Below are 19,451 nucleotides of genomic sequence, written 5' to 3'. Positions count from 1 at the left end.
AATGAAAGATCTTCTGAAACGACTCGTCACTCAAGGTTGGTTTTTACAAGCGATAGCGTTTGTTGCGATTGGCTTCGTCGCGGCTTGGTGGTTACGTGGATCAAGCAGGCCTTCGGAATCTTTGCATACGACTACAACGGAGGCGTCACGCGGCGAAGCCGACGCGGTGGCGATTTGGACGTGCAGCATGCACCCGCAAATCCGCCGCGACGGCCCTGGGAAATGTCCGATCTGCGGAATGGATCTGGTCCCGGTCAAAAAATCGGCTGGAGGTATCCGCACGGTTTCAATCAGCGAGAATATTCGGAAGTTGATGCAGGTCCAAACGGTGCCCGTCGCTCGCAAGTACGTCACGGCCGAGGTGCGGATGGTCGGCAAAGTCGACTATGACGAAACAACGCTCGCCTACATTACTGCTTGGGTCTCCGGTCGATTAGATCGGCTATACGTCGACTACACAGGCGTCGAGGTCAAGAAGGGCGACCACATGGTCTACATCTACAGCGAGGAACTTTACACCGCGCAGCAGGAATTGATTGCGGCACTGGAATCCAATGCCAGCCGCCCGACTTCACGTTTTGTCGAACCCATCGACTTAGCCAAGTCCGCTCGCGAGAAATTACGATTGCTGGGGATCACTGAGGAACAGATTCAAGAAATCGAACAGCGTGGCAAGCCGAATGAGCACATCACGATTTACTCGCCGGTCGGCGGTATTGTCATTGAGAAATTGCGACAAGAAGGTGATCGTGTTCGCACGGGCGATCGCATCTACACCGTCGCGGACCTGAGCCATTTGTGGGTGCAGTTGGATGCCTATGAATCGGACCTCACCTGGTTGCGATACGGTCAGGAAGTCGAGTTCACGACGGAAGCCTATCCAGGCGAAGTTTTCAAGGGACGCGTGGCGTTCATTGACCCCGTTTTGAACAAAGACACGCGGACGGTAAAGGTACGCGTGAATGTTTCCAATGAAGACGGTCGATTGAAGCCCGAAATGTTTGTCCGTGCCGTGGTTCGATCCAAGATCGCTTCGGGTGGTCGAGTACTCGATGCGTCCTTGGCGGGAAAATGGATTGGTCCGATGCATCCCGAGATTGTCAAAGATAAGCCGGGGAACTGCGACATTTGCGGGATGCCGCTCGTTCGTGCGGAGTCGCTCGGTTACGTCACGGCGGAACCCAGCGATGTGGCGAAGCCGCTGGTGATTCCGGTGTCGGCGGCGCTACTGACGGGAACGAGAGCAATCGTCTACGTCCAGGTTCCTGATGCCGAGGAGCCCAGTTATGAGGGTCGCGAAACCGTACTCGGCCCACGTGCGGGCGATTACTATCTCGTCAAATCGGGACTTCAAGAAGGCGAGTTAGTTGTGACGAACGGCAACTTCAAACTCGATAGTGCGCTCCAGATCTCAGCCAAACCATCGATGATGACACCCGAAGGTGGTGGCAGTGCGGGAATGCACCACCACGGTGGTGACGCGATGCCCACAGGAAAGGGCGGAGAGATGACCGACCATTCGGCGATGTCGCTTCCGCCCCAAGTGAATCAGCAAATGGTGGCGGTCCTCGATTCGGTTCATGACATTGAGACGGCGATCGAAGAAGCTGAACTGAAGAGAATTCGTGAGGCCTTTGCTGCTCTCGGGAAACAGGTTGCGGCGGTGAATGGACAAGCGTTGATGGGGGACAAGGCGGCGCAATGGGGCGAATTCGCGATGTTGCTGCGTAACGACTCCGTCGAAGGAAATGATGTCGATTCGTTGCACGACGCCGACCGTGTGTACTTGGTCGCGAAAGACCATGCGAAGCGTTTGCGGACAATGTTCGGCGTATCCCTTCCTATCGACGAAGTGCCAGTCGAGACGCTCGACGTGCCAGCGGCGTTCCGCCAACAACTTGATCGACTATTGTCACCCTATCAGGCAATCAGCGAAGGACTCGCGTCGGACAATTTGGGTGCTGCAACGAAGGTTGTCAACCAATTGCAGGACGTGCTCGACTCGATTGACAGCAGCAGCATCAATGCGGGAACGGGAAAGAGGTGGCAGGCCGAGGAAAAAAGTTTATCGGCGATCGCGAGGCGACTTTCGAAGGCCAACGATTTCGATTCGATGCGTTCGGCGTTTGCGTTACTCTCTGACGAGATGCTGACAATCCAGCGGACATTCGGCTTCCAAAATGCGAATCAGTTGTTTGAACTGCATTGCCCGATGGCGTTTGATGGACGTGGAGCGACATGGATTCAGGATAGCGACACAGTCCGCAATCCCTACTACGGCGAGTCGATGCTGCAGTGTGCAGATCGAGTGGAGAGTTTAGGGTCGAGAGTTGAGAGTCAATAAGGGAACCAGTGTTTGGATTTGAAAAACTTGACGTTTGGCAGAAAGCGGTCGATTTGGCTGATGAAGTGTATCGACTTACTCGCAACTTTCCTGACTACGAGAAGTTCGGATTGGCAAGTCAGGTGTGGCGGGCGGCTGTGTCGATCTCATCCAACATTGCAGAGGGAAGTGGTCGTGAATCCAAGAAGGACTTTGCTCGCTTCCTGCAAATCGCATACGGATCGGTCATGGAGGTTGTGTCGCAACTGCCCATCGCTCAGCGTCAAGAGTTAATCTCTAAAGAGGATGCTCGAATCGTTTATCAAAATTGCGAAGAAATCGCACGCATGATTAGCGGACTCAAACGGAGCTTAAACGTCTAAACATGTCCAACTCTCAACCCTCAACTCTCGACTCTCAACCAAACGAAGCGAAGCGGAGTTTCCTTGGTAGTATTATCTGGTTCTGTATCCAGAACAAGCTCGTTGTCGCCTTGCTTGTGGTGGCGATCATTGGCTGGGGAGTGATGGTCGCGCCGTTTGACTGGAAGGTCGGCGACCTGCCACGCGATCCGGTTCCGGTAGATGCAATTCCCGACATCGGCGAGAACCAGCAGATCGTCTTTACCGAATGGACCGGACGAAGCCCGCAAGATATTGAAGATCAGATCGGGTATCCGCTGACCGTCGCACTCTTGGGGCTGCCCGAAGTGAAGACGATTCGCAGCTATTCGATATTTGGTTTTTCGACAATCTATATCATCTTCAACGAAGATGCTGAGTTCTATTGGTCGCGCTCGAGGGTCCTGGAGAAACTCAGTAGCCTACCGGCGGGTACGCTGCCCGAAGGCGTGCAACCCGCACTCGGACCCGATGCGACGGCGCTCGGCCAAATCATGTGGTACACGCTCGAAGGTCTCGATCCCGACGGCAATCCGACTGGTGGCTGGGACCTCAACGAACTTCGGACCTACCAGGATTGGTACGTCCGCTATGCGATTACCGCCGCCGAGGGTGTCAGCGAAGTCGCGTCGATCGGGGGATTCGTTCAAGAGTATCAGATCGACGTTGACCCCGATGCCATGCGAGCTACTGGGGCCAGTCTGACAGACGTCTACACAGCGGCGAGAATGTCGAACGTGGATGTGGGTGCTCGCACGATCGAGCTGAATAAAGCTGAATATATCATTCGTGGCCTTGGCTTCATTGAAGGGGTGGAGGATCTTGAGAAGGCAGTCGTCAAGGTTACCGATAACGTTCCAATCACAGTGAAGGACATCGGCAGTGTGCGTTTGGGGCCTGCGCTACGCCGCGGAGCCTTGGACAAAGCCGGAGCGGAAGCCGTCGGGGCGGTGGTCACCGTTCGTTACGGGTACAATCCGCTGCAAGCGATCAAGAACGTCAAGAAGAAGATCGCGGAGGTTTCGACTGGTCTTCCGACAAAGGTCGTCATCGACTACTCGCGAACCACTGCCGAACAGGTCGATGCCTACGCGGCGGCGAATGAACTGCCCCCTACCAACGGTATCGAACCTGTTCATGATCGTTGGGTCGCGCATCTCAAGAACATGCCTCGTGAACGGTGGCCCAACTGGATCACCACCAGCCAGATCGGCATTGTTCCGTTCTATGACCGGGCCGGGTTGATCAGCGAAACTCTCGGCACCCTGAACACGGCGCTCAGCGAAGAAATTTTGGTCACGATCATCGTGATCATCGTCATGGTGTTGCACCTGCGCAGCTCCATCTTGATCAGTGCTTTGCTGCCGATTGCCGTGTTGATGTGCTTCATTGCGATGAAGACTTTCGGTGTGGACGCCAACATCGTTGCCCTCTCCGGCATCGCAATCGCAATCGGGACAATGGTCGATATGGGGATCATCTTGTGTGAAAATATTTTAAAACACTTGGATGAAGCCGATCCCTACGAGGATCGTGCCATCGTCATCTTCCGAGCCGCGAATGAAGTCGCCAGCGCGGTGCTGACGGCGGTATCGACGACTGTGATCAGTTTCCTGCCCGTCTTCACGATGGTCGCGGCGGAGGGGAAACTGTTTAGACCGTTAGCGTTTACGAAGACCTTCGCCCTGGCAGCATCGGTGATCGTCGCATTGACGATCATTCCGACCGCCGCCCACGTGTTGATGGGCGGGCGTGTCAAATCTGGCGTCCTGCGCCGTTTCATGAACACCGCATTGATCGGCGCAGGCGTGTTGATTTCCGCTCTCGTTTCATGGTGGGCCGGTGCGATCATCGCCGCCCTTGGTTTGTATAAACTCCTGGAAGATCGCATTCCCGCGAAATTTCAATGGTTCGGGCCCACGATCGCCAATGCGTTGGCAGTCGTCGTCGTCACCTACATCTTGGCCGAGCATTGGCTGCCGCTTGGTCCTGAAAAGGGCGTGATCCGTAATCTGATATTTGTTAGCTTGCTCATTGGCGTGCTGCTGGGCTTCTTCACAGTCTTCCAACGCTACCTCTATGAACCGATCCTTCGCTGGTGTCTGGGGCACAAATTACTTTTCCTTTCCATGCCGTTAATGATCCTGTTGCTAGGTGCCTGCTCATGGTTAGGATTCGACAAGGTGTTTTCATTCATCCCCAAAACTGTTTCCATGGTGGGTGTTTCGGAATCGACGGTGCGGGAATCGAAGACGTGGGTCTCGGCCAGTTCCGCCTTTCCAGGGCTGGGCAAGGAATTCATGCCGCCTCTGGACGAAGGGTCGTTTCTGTACATGCCAACGACGATGCCGCATGCGTCGATCGGCGAAGCGATGGATGTGATGCAGTTACAGAACAAGTTCCTGATTTCGATTCCCGAAGTCGAATCGGTTGTCGGGAAAATTGGGCGTGCCGAGAGCCCACTCGACCCCGCTCCCATCTCGATGATCGAAACCTTCATCACCTACAAATCTGAATACAAGTCCGACCAGAATGGAAACCGATTGAAGTTCCGCTTTGACGAGGAAGTAGGCGACTTTGCGCGGGATGAAGATGGAAAACTCATCCCCGAGACATACGGTCGGCCGTTTCGGCAATGGCGAGAAGAGATAAAATCGCCCAATGACATTTGGGAGAAAATCACCGTGGCCGCTGACATTCCTGGAACGACATCGGCACCGAAGTTGCAACCAATCGCCGCGAGAATCGTGATGTTGCAGAGTGGCATGCGTGCGCCGATGGGAATGAAAATCAAAGGCCCCGATCTGGAAACGATTGAACGTGTTGCCCTGCAGATCGAAGGCTATCTGAAGCAGGTTCCCACGGTGGAGCCCGCCGCGGTCATCGCGGACCGAATTGTTGGGAAACCGTATTTGGAAATCGACATTGATCGCGATGCCATTATGCGATACGGCTTGCAAATCCGTGACGTTCAGGACGTGATCGAAGTGGCGATCGGCGGCAAGATGATCACGACGACTGTCGAAGGACGCGAGCGCTATCCCGTTCGCGTTCGCTACTTCCGCGAGCTGCGAGATGATTTTGAGTCACTCGGTCGGATACTGGTGCCAACACCGATGGGACCACAGATTCCCATCGAACAACTTGCGGATATCAAATACGTTCGCGGACCGCAGATGATCAAGAGTGAAGATACATTCCTGGTCGGCTATGTGCTCTTCGACATGAGACCTGGAAATGCGGAAGTCGACGTGGTCGAAGATGCCCAGGCTTTCTTGCAGGAGAAGGTTGACAGTGGTGAGCTGGTACTTCCAGCCGGTGTCAGTTACACGTTCGCAGGCAACTACGAGAACCAAATTCGCTCGCAGAAGACTCTGATCGTCGTTCTGCCGCTGGCACTCGGATTGATATTCTTAATTCTGTACATGCAATTCAAGTCGGTCATCACGACCTCGTTGGTCTTCAGTGGGATCGGAATCGCGTGGGCGGGCGGTTTCATCATGCTGTGGCTCTATGGGACCGATTGGTTTCTCGACTTCAGCTTCCTCGGCACAAACATGCGGGATTTGTTCCAGGTCCACACGATCAACTTGAGTGTGGCAGTGTGGGTGGGTTTCCTCGCATTGTTTGGAATCGCTAGCGATGATGGTGTGGTGATCGCATCGTATCTGGACGAAAGCTTCCGGAAAGACAAAATCACGAGCGCCGAACACGCACGCGAAGCGACCGTGACGGCTGGCGTGCGACGTGTTCGGCCTTGTTTGATGACCACCTCGACAACGCTCCTAGCATTGATTCCTGTTCTGACATCCACCGGTCGTGGTAGCGACATCATGGTTCCCATGGCAATCCCCAGTTTCGGCGGCATGTCAATTGAGATCATGACGATGTTAGTCGTGCCAGTGTTATACTGTGCGGCAATGGAATGGAAGCTCAAGCTATGCATTCATGACGAGAAGTTCGCTCAGAATGCTTGATTCCGTACCATTGAATCATCGTCGTGCATTTTCTGAAGAATCCCTCTGGTAGTTCTCCTCAACAGAATCTACAATCACTCACATGTTTCGATTCGTCTCTCTCTTGCTGATACCTTTCTTTGTGCTGGGGCAACCGCTGCCTCATTCGCACGCGGGGTCTCGCGTGGGTGAGCCGAACGATCATGCTGAGCGTCCGCATGTGCATCTACATTCGCATGGTCACAGTCACGACCACCACCATCAACATGCAGCGGACACTGAAGCGATTTCGACTGGCGATACTGTTTCGCTCGCAGCAGAGCATGATTCGGATGCAATCTATTTGGCATCAACGGATCAATCTTCAATCCGCCCTGCAAACTCGATTTCGATTGGTGTAATCGCGACGGACTGGGTTCCCAGTTGGATCAGTGGCGTCGTCGACTCAGGTTATGGATTACGCGGGGTAGTTCCGTTGGATCGAACGGCGACACTACCGCTCTTTCTTCTCACCGGCTCTCTTCGGCTGTAGCGGCCCCCTGCGCGCTTGCTTTCATCGCGAGCCGCTCTCTTTTTCTTAGCAAAACTTACTCAAAGTTCTGATCCGCTCGATGTTTGGCTGCAAGTCCGCGCGACTTTCGCCACCCATTTGTGTTGCCTGCTGAAAATCCGTGAAAACTAAATCCACATGAAACATCTTATATCTATATTGAAGGCTTTAATTGGGCCGGTAATCATCATTGGTGTGCTTGCGGCACTTTGGTTCTTTCGTGCGGAACTGTTTGGCGGCAATCAGGCGAGCGAAGCGCCAGCGACGGACAAATCCGCAGAGTCCGCCGAGAAGCAAACCGTCCTGGAGATCAGTGAGCAGGCTCGCAAGAACTTATCGCTGACGTCGAAAGCGGCGCGTCCGCAGACCTATTGGCGGCAAGTGGCGATTCCGGGCGAAGTCGCCGATCGTCCCGGGTTGTCGGATCGCGGTGTGACCTCGCCGGCCGTCGGCGTTGTGACTGCGATTCATGCTTTCCCAGGCGACACGATGCGCCCCGGCGAACCTTTGTTTACGCTGCGATTGTTCAGCGAATACTTGCAAGCCACACAGACGCAGTTATTCAAGGCACGACAGGAGACGGGGATCGTTCAGGCCGAGATCGATCGGCTGTCGGAGGCAGTCGGAACCGGGGCGGTTTCGCGATCGAAAATGATTGAATTGCAGAGCGAGATCAGTCGCCAGAGTACGCTGATCCAAGCTGCCCGCCAAGAACTACTCACTCGCGGGCTGACGCCCGATCAAGTCGCGCAAATTGAAGCAGGAACATTTGTGTCGACAGTTGATATCGTTGCTCCACCGGTCCGCGATCTCGCGTCTTTTTCAGATCGCTCGCCACCTCAGACGATTCAGCAGGTCAAGTTCATCAACCAAGCCGCAGGCGATGAAGGCATCGCGTATGAAGTCCAAGAACTCGCTGTCGAACTGGGCCAACAAGTCCAAGCCGGTCAGTTGCTCGCGAATCTGTCGAACCATCAGATGCTGTACGTCGTCGGCCACGCCTTTAAACGCGAAGCGACGTTTTTGGAACAAGCCGCACAGGAGAAACGCCCCATCGACGTTGAGTTCGCTGAGGATGCAAAAGGACAGTGGCCTGAACTCGATCAGACCTTCAATATTCGCCACCTGTCAAACTCGATCGACAAGAACAGCCGCACGTTTGATTTCTATATTCCGCTATCGAATCAATCACGATCCTATAACGATCAGGGACGTGTCTTTCTCGTTTGGCGTTTTCGACCTGGACAGCGCACTCGAATCCACGTTCCGGTTGAAAAGTTTGACGACGTGTTCGTGCTTCCAGCGGAGGCGGTTGTGCGTGAAGGACCGGAAGCTTACGTGTTCCGGCAAAACGGCGAGATGTTCAAGCAGATCCCTGTTCACGTTCTCCATGAAGACCGTCGCTCGGTTGTTATCGCGAACGACGGCAGCATCACGGCGGGAGCGTATATGGCACAAAACTCCGCAGCGTCCCTCAATCGCGTACTAAAGTCACAGTCGGCCAGTGGCAAAGAACCCGGTGTTCATGTCCACGCCGACGGCACTACTCATGCTGCGCATTGATTGAAAATTTTGAATTGTCGATTGTCGATTTGAAAACCGGGAGAACGAAAATGGATCAGGCAGAACTGAAGAAGCGGACGAAACAATTTGGTTTGCGTGCAATGAAGATGATTGGTGCGTTGCCGAATGACTCAGTCGGACGAGCGATCCATCATCAACGAGAAGTAGCAAAAGTGAACAGTCTGTTGGAAATTGCCAATCGGAAATCAACAATCGAAGATCGACAATGTTAGATTCAATTATCAAATTTTCGCTCCGTTACCGGATGCTTGTCGTCGTCGTTAGCCTGTTTGTGCTGATCTACGGATCGTACTCGGCGACTCAGATGTCGATCGACGTCTTTCCGGATCTCGATCGGCCGCGCGTCGTCATCATCACGGAAGCACCTGGATTGGCGACGGAAGAGGTCGAGACGTTGGTGACGCAGCCGATTGAGATTGCGCTAATGGGTGCCAACGGTGTCCAAGCGGTTCGCAGTCAATCGACCGCTGGATTGAACGTGATCTACATCGAATTCGATTGGTCAACCGAAATTCGCGCTGCCCGACAAACAGTGCAAGAGCGATTGTCGACGCTCGAAGGCATCCTGCCTGATGGGATTCGTCCTCAGATGACGCCGCCGTCTTCGATCATGGGACAAATCATCGTCGCCGGAATTTACAGGCAGAATGGACCCGATGGTGGGCGACTTGCCCAAGTTGGTAACACCGAAATGATGGCCGAAATGGTCATTGATGAAAACGGTAACTTCAAGATCACGGTTTGGATGCCCGGCAATCGGCATGATTTCTCGACATGGAAGAAGATCAAGACGCAGGACGTTGAGTGGAACGACGACCCCAATGCTGAAACATCCAAAATTGAGCCGACTTCGTTCGCCGCGCGTGTGACGAACGGCAAGAAGACCGAGGCTGGCGTCTTCGACTCACAACGGACACCGATCGGCTCCGCCTCGATCAAGATCGAAGGCAAGTCGTATGACACTCATTTCTACAGCGATGCGAAACAACAGCTCGAACTTCGCACCGTTGCCGACTGGATCATTCGACCACGATTGCTCAAGACGACCGGTGTCGCCGAAGTTTTCATGTTGGGAGGCGATCGTAAGCAGTATCAAATCCTGATCGATCCGACGGCGCTGCTCGAATACGGCGTCACGGTTCAAGACGTGGAACGGGCACTCCGCGCGAGCAACATCAATACCAGTGGCGGCTTTGCGGTAACAGGTGAAACCGAGCGACCGATTCGCGTGCTCGGTAGACTGGGGCCGGAATCGCGAGTCGTGATCGAGGATTTAAAAAAGGTTCCTGTCGGCAACCATGCCAAACGTGCGGTGCTGCTCCATCAAATCGCGCGTGTGACCGAGGGTCCGCAGTTCAAACGTGGTGATGGCAGCGTCAACGGTCGTCCTGGAATCGTATTCACGACCGTCAAGCAACCTCATGTAGATACTCGCGACCTGAGTGATGCCGTCGCGGAAGCGTTTGTCGAAGTCGAAGCGTCCTTACCAGCCGACATTGTCGTCAATTCGGAATTGTTCCGACTGCGGAACTTCATCGACCGAGGCATTTTTAATGTCGCCGAGGCTCTCGTGATCGGTGCTGTGCTGGTCATCATCGTGCTGTTTCTGTTCTTGCTGAACTTTCGCACGACGTTCATCACTCTCACCGCAATACCGCTTTCGCTCGTGCTGACGATACTCACGTTTCGCGTCATGGGGTGGCTCAGCGGCACCGAGCTTTCCATCAACGTGATGACGTTGGGCGGTATCGCCGTTGCGATGGGCGAACTCGTCGACGACGCCATCGTGGATGTCGAAAACATTTTCAGACGTCTCAAGCAAAATAATCTGCAACCAATCGGCAATCGAAAATCTTCAATCGTCATTACGTTTGAGGCCAGTAAAGAAATCCGCAGTTCGATCGTGTTCGGTACGGCGGTCGTGATTCTGTCGTTTATGCCGCTGTTCGCACTCTCAGGTGTTGAAGGCCGGTTATTCACTCCGCTGGGGATTGCCTACATTGTGTCGATCCTGTCGTCGTTCGTGGTTTCAATGACAGTGACGCCGGTGCTTTCGTATTACCTGCTACCGAACTCGCGGGCAACTCATCACGAGGGCGATGGTTTTCTATTACACGCTCTGAAGCTGGGCGTATCCCATTTAATCCGTTTGAGCATGGCGATCCCACGAACGCTGCTGATCTTGACGTGGCTTGCCGTCGCTGTCGCCGCGTGGCAGATGTCAATGTTGGGCCGAAACTTTTTGCCACCATTCGACGAAGGCAGTGTGCAAGTTAATGTCACCCTTCCGCCAGGGTCATCGCTCAACGCATCGAATCGGGTTTCTCGCGCGATTGACTCCGTGTTCCTTTCGATGCAGAAAACTGACAAAAACCCCGACGGTGAAATCCTGCACTTCGTGCGTCGAACCGGTCGAGCCGAAATGGACGAACACGCATCACCAGTCAACTTCGGGGAATACATCCTCAGCATGAATCCCGAGTCACCGACGGAACGAGACGAACTCATTGCCCAACTGCGAGAACGAATCAGCAACGAAGCTCCCGGAGTTGATATCGAAGTCGAGCAACCGCTCGCTCACTTGATTAGTCACATGATTTCGGGCGTTTACGCTCAAATTGCGATCAAAATTCACGGCGACGATTTAGACACATTGCGGCGAGTCGCGGAGCAAGTGAAGACAACCATTCAAGACGTGCCAGGAATCACGCCGCCAGTGGTTGAGCCGATTCAAGAGACGGCGGAGTTGCATATTGCGCTACGAGCGGACGACTTGGCGCTGTATGGGCTGACTCGCCAATATGTCGCCGACGTGCTGCAAACGGCATTGCAAGGCGAAGTGGTCTCACAAGTACTCGAAGGTCAACGTCGGTTCGACTTGCTCGTTCGGCTCGAAGAAGAATACCGCACCGATTATGCCAACCTCGATCGACTCCGCATCGACTTGCCTGACCGTGAGGGACAACCCGATCGCGGACAGATCGAACTTCGCGAAGTCGCCGATGTGGGCATCGGCTCTGGGCCAAACTCGATCAATCGCGAGAATGCACGTCGTCGGATTGTGATTCGCTGCAATACAGAGGGTCGGGACTTGGCCGGAGCTGTGGGCGACATCAAACAGCGCATCGGCGATCAAGTTGAAATGCCAATCGGATATTTCATTGAGTTCGGCGGACAGTTCGAGAGCCAACAGCGTGCAACTCAACTCATCATCGTGCTGGCGGGTATCTCGGTAATCGGCATGTTTGTGGTGTTGTTGGTTTTGTTCCCGTCAATCCGCATCGTGCTGCAAATTTTGAACGCGTTACCAACAGCATTCATCGGAGGTGTGTTGGCACTGGTCATCACCCAGCAAAGTCTAACCGTTGCGAGTCTGGTTGGTTTCATCTCACTCGGTGGAATCGCAGTTCGCAACGGCATTCTGCTGGTCACACACTACTTCCACCTGATGAAGGAAGAAGGCGAAGAATTCACGCAAGAAATGGTGGTTCGGGGTAGCCTCGAACGACTCGCACCGGTGTTGATGACCGCGCTGACAGCGGGTATCGGACTGATACCGCTGGTTTTAGGAGGCCAGGAACCAGGAAGAGAAATCCTCTACCCCGTCGCCACAGTCATCCTTGGAGGTCTGACTACTTCGACCTTCTGTGAATTCCTGATTCACCCAGGATTGTTCTGGCAATTCAGTGGTAAAGATGCCGCTCGACTTGCAAAACTTGAAACAGAGGAGGACGAATTTATGTGAACACACCAAGGGGCGAAGCTCCGACCATTAACTGACGTAGCAAAAGTCGCCAAGACTTTCGACACTTCGGCGTCTTGCGCATGGTTGCCGAAACTCTTGGCGAGTTTCGCTACAAAAACTCGCCGGGCCTTTGGCCCCAAGCCTTTAACCTCCCGATCTCAAGGAACCTTTCAATGAAACTCTCGATCACAACATTTTCACTCGTTTTCTGTGGACTCATCGGCTTGGCCGGTTGCAAACAGGACACCACCACGACGACGCCTGCACCCACCGCAGCCACGAGCGACGACGGCGGGCACGTCCATGCCGACGGCACCGAGCACGCTCCCCATGGCGCTCATGGCACAGGGCCACACGACGGCACTGTCGCTGACTGGGGCGGCGGAAAATACCACGTCGAGTTCACTGTCGATCATGACAAACAAGAGGGCACGGTGTACATCCTCGGCTCAGACGAAAAGTCGCCCGTTCCCATCGACGTCCAGTCAATCGACCTGAGCATTGGTGATCCCGTGATGCAAGTCACGCTGAAAGCTGCCCCTCAGGACACCGATCCAGCAGGGAAAGCGTCACGCTTCGTCGGCAACCACGAAAAGCTGGGCGTCGTTCAAGAATACGCCGGGACGATAGCGGGAGTCATCGATGGCACTCCGTATTCCGGTGATTTTGCAGAAGAAGCGCACGGACATGAATAATTATCGATCGAAGATTGTCGATCGCCAATTGACGGCGATCGTATCGACGTCATCTGTTTTTTAGATCTTCAATCGACAATCTACCATGCTAATAGTCAAAGCTCTGATCTCGGCAATCGTGATTGTTGCGGTTGCTGAGATCGCGGGACGGATGCCGCGAGTGGGTGCGTTATTGTTGACACTTCCAGTCGTCAGCATTCTCGCATTCATAATGGCGTGGAGCAAAGACCATGATATGAGCGCAATTGCCGGACTGGCCCGCGAGACATTGATTCTCGTGCCGCTCGGACTTCCGTTCTTCGTCCCATTCGCACTATCGAATCGCACTGGCTTGACGTTTTGGCCGTCGTTCCTGATCGGCGTCGTCTTAGCCTCGTTAACAATCGGAACTTGGTTCTGGGTTTCATCGCCACCGACACACCGTCGATCTTCAATTGAAAATCGACAGTAAAACCGGTGGGCGGCGATCGGTGATTTCGTCGGTCGTCGGTCCTATCTGTGAATGCCTTCTATGATAGGGCCGAAGGGGCAATCCTCCGCCCACCACTTTCTTCGAGATTGTCATACCGTGTACGCAATTGGCGATTTTGCCAATTGACAAAATCACTTACAGACCGCTGAGTGCTTGACCTCGAATACCGTCACCGTTGGTGTAGTCTGCTGGTGCATCGAGTCCACCGGTCAGCAGCAAGCCCTCGACCTTCGCACCTGCCTGAGCTAGTTGTCCTTGCACCGCGATCATTTGGATTCGAGATTCGTAATAGCTCCTCCGGACAACGAGCGTTTGTAAAAAGCTTAGCTCTCCCACGCGATAGGCTTGCTCTGAAAGTTCCAAGCTCTTTTTCGTTTGCGGAAGTATTTGCGACTGATATTTCCTCACCGAAGCCAGCGAGGCGTCGTATTCCTGAGCCGCCCGTGCGAGCCTAGCTTTAATCGCTTGCTCAATTCGCTTGACGTTCTGAACTGCCTGTGTGTAGTCCGCGAACGCAGCGGAAACGTTTCCTGAGTTCTTGTTCCAGACTGGGATAGGTGCGCTGATTTGAACGTTGAGCATTCCAGAGTTGGTCGCGTCATCATATCCCCCGCTAAGTTGGCCCGTAACATTGGGAACCATCTGAACTTGTTGCCGTTTAAGCATTGCTTGTTTTTCACAAACCAATGCTCTAGCGACCGACAATTCAGGACTTTGCGAGACGGTCTCAGTGTACGCCTCATCCCAGTTTGGTGGATCTTCCGGGGCGTTGAACTCGGCGGCTAATCGGACAGGCGTGGTAGCGGACAAGCCCGCGACCGCGGCGAGGTCTTGCCAAGCGCCACGGTAAGCGACTTCGGTGCGTTGAGCAGCGAGTGTGACTTCGCTCAGTAGTGTTTGTGACTGGAGAACGTCGATGGCCGTGCCCTCGTCGGCATCTTTTCGATCGGTCGCCACCTCCACACCTCTCTCCGCAACGCCAACAAACTCAGTAATGGCATCCAGCTGACGCTGTGCAGCCAATGCTTCAAAGAAGCGAACTCGAACATCGGTCAGAACGCGGAGCCGCTGCGTTTCGATTTCCCATTGCTGAGCGTTTGTTGTCTGCTGCAAAACTTCACGATTAAGTGCCAGCTTGTCACCCCGAATAAACTCTTGTTGCACATAAACGCCGTGCTGGTCCGTGTTTCGGTCGGCGATCTGATAGCCGAAGTAGCCGAGCGTCGGGTTTGGACGCATGCCGACCTGCTGCCGCAGTCCAGCCGCCTTGCTGGACGCCGCGCCTGCCGCAGCAATCGTGGGGTTGTTGCTTAGGGCCAGCTGCTCAATATCGAAGAGTGAGTAGCTGGCGACGTCAGCGACGTCCATCGTATCAAACTGCGATAATCTGACCGGTTCGAGAAGCATCAAATTGCTATCGGTCGTGTATTCGTCCGCGCTGTCTGCATCACTGACTCTGGATGGCGAAGCCTCGCCGTGTTCCTCGCGTTGAGTGAACGCCACTGTTTCGACTTCGTCGTCAACGAGACTACTTGGACTAGAGTTCTGAACCTGTTCCGGTGCGGCTGCCGAGGACGTGTTCTCGATCTGTGTCGATGCAGAGGGACTCGCCATCTTCGAGAGTTGCACGCACCCAAGGGGCAGCAAACAGAGACTAGCGGACAGACAATGGAAATGATTTTTCATGGCATCCATGCAACGAACGAACAACGAAATCCGCACCGACCGGGCTGGCGTCCCTGCCAACCCAATTTATCGCTACGTCTGTTGTGAATGCCTTCAATGGAGGCATCGGAAGAATGGTCGCAACTGTGTGTTGCAAAACCGATAAAATGTCAGCATCCTCGCTGAAATTGCGGCAAAATCCAAACAACCGGCAAAGTCTTGCGAGCGTAACCGTTGGCGGGCCCCGGATCCGGGGGCATGCCTATCGTAGCCGTGCCGGTGCTGTATTGTGCGGCAATGGAATGCGAATTAGAGTTGGGAATTGAGGGCAGGATGTTCACCAAGAATCGCTCGCGTAAACCGACCCCTTTCACTCATGAATCACTTTCGTTCACACGGGAACATTTAGATGTGCCGAAAATGCGGATCACAGACGCCCTCGCCAACATCCCGTGCGAAGACCTGGATGGTGGCGATCTTTATCCTTGGCGTTATCTCCATCGTCGCTGCATCGACCGCGATGTCTCCGAAGCCAGTTCAGCGTGAACACTCGACCACCGGTGCCGACGCTAGCTAATTTGAGCAGAGACTGGACTGGGTGAATTTCCGCCTGCGGTCACCATCGTGTTGTGACGGATATTCAGAAAACGTGACTGTTGGAGTTTTTGGCGACCGATTGTGGTCTGTTCCACCGCAACGTCGGCTTGGATTAACTGCTGAGCAATCGCGTGCGGATTTCGATCAGTGCCACCATGGTGCCTGAGAATGATGGTGCCACCCGACGCGATCACTCGAAGCATTTCAATGACAGCGGCGTGTCGCAAGGGTGCTCGTTCCATGATGATCGGGGATTCAAATTCCAGGCTTTTGGGTAGCGGCCTTCGCCGCCAATGTCGAGGACAGAGATGATTGGTGCGAATCCGCCGACGATGGATTCCTGATTCGTGTGTACGTCCCAAACGTTCGAGCAACGAGACTTTCATTGATGACCATCGAAAGGTACATCAATCGTGACATGGCTGCGGTGACAGTTCCCTTGCCGTACGCTTGCACCAGAAACATGGCGACACCGCCGGCCGACGGATAGTGTTCGGCCATCTCTACGTAGCTGTATGCACTGAATCCCGCCACGGCAGCTGCTGCCAGAAACGCCAATGGAAACAGTCCGCCCGCCTGCTCGGCGACTTGCCCAGTGAGGGCAAAAATCCCTGCACCGATCATCACGCCGGTTCCCATCGCAACTGACCCAGCTAGCGACAGGCTGTTTTTTTCGTAACCACCAGATGATTCCGTATCGCTCATTCTTCACCTGTTTTTTGCTTAAAAGTTTGCCGTCCTGCGATCCAATCCGTCCAACAAAGCAGGAACAGAACAGCTCCATGGGAAGTTGAAGATTTTGCACGAAAAAACCGCAGCGACATGCACCGTTTTGGTACGCGTCGATGCGGTCTAACGAAACCTGACTTGCGGAGCCTCCGAGGGGAGTGATGGAGAAATTCCACTGCGTCTCCGTGCTTTCGAGACTCTATCTTTTGCTATTACTTGTGGTCGGCGTGATCATGATCCGCGTGATCGTGACCTTTTTTCGTTCCCGCCTTCTTCAGCTCTTCAACCTTGGCGAGCGTAGCAGCAGGATTGGCCTGGGCTTTCTTAGTGCAGCCACTGCAACACAGATAGACTGGCTTGCCTTCGATCACTAGCTTGATCGGGGCGCCCATCGAGCCGAGGAAACCCTTGGTGTTGATCGCACAGAATTTCTGTGATTCAGCAGCGGCTCGTTCTGCTGGGGAAAGCTTCGCAAGTTCTGCGGAAGCGTCCGTCAGTTTGGCAGTTGTCTTGACGGTCGCCGCGCCGCCAGCTTTCGCATCGTCAATGCAACCTTTGCAACATACAAAAACCGGCTTGCCTTCGATCGTCAGCTTGATCGGAGTGCCCATTGCGCCCAGTCGGCTGTACGCCATCATCGGGCAGAATCGCTGAGCCACAGCAAGCTTCTGGTCTTCCGGTGACAAGCTCGACAAGGATTCGGATATCTTCTTCTCGGCCTTCTGCATCGCCGCGTGATCGTGACCAGCGTGATCGTGGTCAGCAGCATGTTCGTGGCCGTCGTCGGCGGATACCGACATCGTGATGAAGCCGCTTGCGAAAACGGTCAGGGCCAAGGCCATCATTGGGAATCGTGCCATCATCATCTTTTGATTGTCCTTCAATCGGGGGAAGTTTTGGGGGTGCGGCGCAATTTGCGGGGCTGATAAATTCGGCCTACCAACAAAAATCACGCACCACTGAAACGCGTTGCGCGTGTGACGTTACAAATTAGATGCTTCGGCATAACCGCTTCTTCACGCAAATTCGGAATATCTTTAGATTGTCGTGGATCGCTCCGTCGATCCATTGTCTTGGTACTGGCCAATCAGCAGATTCAACCCGAGTCTTGAATGAAAAGCGGATGAAGGAAGAGCATCTGATCAACGACTATCTGGTACATGATCTTAGTTGGCGGCCAGCAACTGGTCTATTTCGCTAAGATCACGTAAGCCGATAGCAATCTTGCGTGTCTGGTTGGCCGTCCATGCAACAGCCAACCCCTTGTCATTGCCGGTCACCAGCAGCTCATGGTTACTACGATGTACAAGCTGGACGGGCAGGTCGCCGAAGTTGACTTTCTGCCCGTTGCACTGCTCAATGACCAGGAAAGTCGAGCCGTCGGGGCGCTCGCAAACGCATGCGACGCAATTGCAATCGCCGGGGCCACATGTGCACACGCCTTCGACGCAGCTGCACTGCGGAAGTGTCAGAAGTTGCGCCGAAACCAACTTGGTGCCGTCAGGAAGCGACGACTGCGTCATCGATCGGAAGCCAATATTCTTGACCACGTCGTCGACTGAGGCCTCACGGCCTGCGTACTTGCGTGCCAAGGCTTGCATCGCCAGTCCCGTGTCCTGTTGCTGAAGAGTAACAGTGTCTTGGAAACTGATGGCTGTCGCGTTCATCGCATGACCTGAGTGATCCGTCTGATGTGAATGCCCCGAATCAGCCAAATGCGTCGACTGGTCAGACGCGCGCCAGGCCCAGGAAAGAATCAAGAACGACGCAGCCAGAGACGCGGCGATCACGAGGATATTCTTGGCCTTCGATGGTGTTGTACGCATTGAAGGCGGGTTGCTTGGCACAGTGACCAGCGCCGCGTGCTCGGATTGCAATTGTGCCGCGATTGCAGCCCATGACGGTGGCTGCGATCCATCGAGGCTACTCGCACTGATCAAGTCACGGATCAGCCCAAAACTACGCAACTCTGCGCGACACGACTCACAATGCGCAATGTGTAACTCAATATCTCCGGACAGAGCCTGAGAGAGTTCGCCGTCAAAGTGGGCCGAAAGTTGTTCAATAACGGTTTCGCAACGCATGGTAGTCATCTAACTCTGAGTTAACGCCGACGTCCAGGACAGACTGCATTCTTGATCGGGGTAAGAATCATTGAGGGCTGAGAAAACGACCAAAAATGCGTCCGACCCGATTGCGGTGGCACTAAGCGACATTTTGCCCTCACACGCTTCATTGGATGCTTGTCCGTCGTCGTCCTCTTCACGAAAAGCCTACACTTTCTACAAAAAACGAACAATTCAGGCTGTTTGTGACATGAGGATGATAGGTCTGCAGCTTCGGAAGGCGTTTTTAACTCACGTCTGCCGATGCCTTGACGACGCTAAGTCATTGGCGGCAAAAAACTATTGCCCCAAGGCTCTTTGTCGTGTAAGCTGAAAATGCCTCGGTCCAATTCTCCTATCCAGAAGCAACCAACTCACTCGTGTTTCGCCTGTTTTTCTTGTCGTTGATCGCACTTCGTGTGATTGCGTGTCCGGTATGTTGTGCTGGCGGAGGCGATGATGCGCATGGCGTGGTTTCCGAAATTGGGCCATTGCAATCGGATTGCTGTTGCAGGCACGATGGCGAGCCGTGTGGTGAGGGTGACGTGCCACCAGCGGACTCCCCTTGTCCTTGCGAAGGTGGCTGTGAATGCCAGCTCGCCCCTGAAACTCAACATCGGGTGATCGTG

General features: G+C 54.1%; 15 protein-coding genes and 1 pseudogene. 10 read left to right on the top strand and 6 right to left on the bottom strand.

All coding sequences use genetic code 11. The annotated features are described in order from the left end of the window. The first annotated feature begins 1 nt into the window (after position 1). The 9 genes from SH410x_RS25905 to SH410x_RS25865 all read left to right on the top strand — a co-directional run bounded on the left by SH410x_RS25905 (position 2) and on the right by SH410x_RS25865 (position 13,705). Positions 2-2,344: a heavy metal-binding domain-containing protein gene (locus tag SH410x_RS25905; protein ID WP_473672132.1), complete on the top strand. Its 2,343-nt coding sequence runs from the start codon at positions 2-4 to the stop codon at positions 2,342-2,344. An 8-nt stretch (positions 2,345-2,352) separates the two neighbouring features. After that, entirely contained in the window at positions 2,353-2,706 is a 354-nt protein-coding gene (locus SH410x_RS25900) for a four helix bundle protein (RefSeq protein ID WP_473672130.1), read from the top strand. Between the two features lie 2 nt (positions 2,707-2,708). Continuing rightward, entirely contained in the window at positions 2,709-6,701 is a 3,993-nt protein-coding gene (locus tag SH410x_RS25895) for an efflux RND transporter permease subunit (protein WP_473672129.1), read from the top strand. Between the two features lie 167 nt (positions 6,702-6,868). Beyond that, positions 6,869-7,081 (top strand): hypothetical protein, encoded by a 213-nt coding sequence (locus SH410x_RS25890; RefSeq protein WP_473672127.1) that lies wholly within the window; start codon positions 6,869-6,871, stop codon positions 7,079-7,081. Positions 7,082-7,368: 287 nt separating this feature from the next. After that, complete coding sequence (locus tag SH410x_RS25885; protein ID WP_473672125.1) at positions 7,369-8,793, top strand: efflux RND transporter periplasmic adaptor subunit; 1,425 nt, start codon at positions 7,369-7,371, stop codon at positions 8,791-8,793. A gap of 50 nt (positions 8,794-8,843) precedes the next feature. After that, on the top strand, positions 8,844-9,026 hold the full coding sequence (locus SH410x_RS25880; protein ID WP_473672123.1) for a hypothetical protein: 183 nt from the start codon (positions 8,844-8,846) through the stop codon (positions 9,024-9,026). Further along, entirely contained in the window at positions 9,020-12,559 is a 3,540-nt protein-coding gene (locus SH410x_RS25875) for an efflux RND transporter permease subunit (protein WP_473672121.1), read from the top strand. Before SH410x_RS25880 ends, SH410x_RS25875 begins: the two co-directional genes overlap by 7 nt. A 173-nt stretch (positions 12,560-12,732) precedes the next feature. Then, on the top strand, positions 12,733-13,254 hold the full coding sequence (locus SH410x_RS25870; protein ID WP_473672119.1) for a hypothetical protein: 522 nt from the start codon (positions 12,733-12,735) through the stop codon (positions 13,252-13,254). Positions 13,255-13,339: 85 nt separating this feature from the next. Beyond that, on the top strand, positions 13,340-13,705 hold the full coding sequence (locus tag SH410x_RS25865) for a DUF3147 family protein (protein WP_473672118.1): 366 nt from the start codon (positions 13,340-13,342) through the stop codon (positions 13,703-13,705). Positions 13,706-13,861: 156 nt separating this feature from the next. On the opposite strand, the gene SH410x_RS25860 is transcribed toward SH410x_RS25865, so the two are convergent. Next, a complete protein-coding gene (locus SH410x_RS25860) occupies positions 13,862-15,412 on the bottom strand; it encodes a TolC family protein (protein WP_473672116.1) in 1,551 nt (516 codons plus the stop codon). A gap of 237 nt (positions 15,413-15,649) precedes the next feature. Here SH410x_RS25860 and SH410x_RS25855 point away from each other — a divergent pair, with 237 nt between their 5' ends. After that, positions 15,650-15,937 carry a hypothetical protein gene (locus SH410x_RS25855; protein ID WP_473672114.1) on the top strand — a complete coding sequence of 96 codons (288 nt, stop codon included), beginning with the start codon at positions 15,650-15,652 and terminating at the stop codon, positions 15,935-15,937. A gap of 23 nt (positions 15,938-15,960) precedes the next feature. Here SH410x_RS25855 and SH410x_RS25850 read toward each other — a convergent pair whose 3' ends face one another. From SH410x_RS25850 to SH410x_RS25830, 5 genes and pseudogenes are all read right to left on the bottom strand, one after another. Further along, the gene (locus SH410x_RS25850) at positions 15,961-16,230 is read right to left on the bottom strand and encodes a hypothetical protein (protein WP_473672112.1); all 270 of its coding nucleotides are present in this window, start codon (positions 16,228-16,230) and stop codon (positions 15,961-15,963) included. Positions 16,231-16,243: 13 nt separating this feature from the next. Further along, positions 16,244-16,693 (bottom strand): amino acid permease, encoded by a 450-nt coding sequence (locus tag SH410x_RS25845; RefSeq protein WP_473672110.1) that lies wholly within the window; start codon positions 16,691-16,693, stop codon positions 16,244-16,246. A 236-nt stretch (positions 16,694-16,929) separates the two neighbouring features. Beyond that, entirely contained in the window at positions 16,930-17,577 is a 648-nt protein-coding gene (locus tag SH410x_RS25840) for a hypothetical protein (protein ID WP_473672108.1), read from the bottom strand. Between the two features lie 306 nt (positions 17,578-17,883). Continuing rightward, positions 17,884-18,507 (bottom strand): hypothetical protein, encoded by a 624-nt coding sequence (locus SH410x_RS25835; protein WP_473677449.1) that lies wholly within the window; start codon positions 18,505-18,507, stop codon positions 17,884-17,886. Positions 18,508-18,702: 195 nt separating this feature from the next. Continuing rightward, positions 18,703-18,801 (bottom strand): annotated as a pseudogene (locus tag SH410x_RS25830) (zf-HC2 domain-containing protein); the annotation flags it as partial. Positions 18,802-19,451 lie beyond the last annotated feature (650 nt).

This window comes from Rhodopirellula sp. SH410 (genome assembly GCF_055811895.1).
This window is presented reverse-complemented; position numbering and strand designations above follow the sequence as displayed.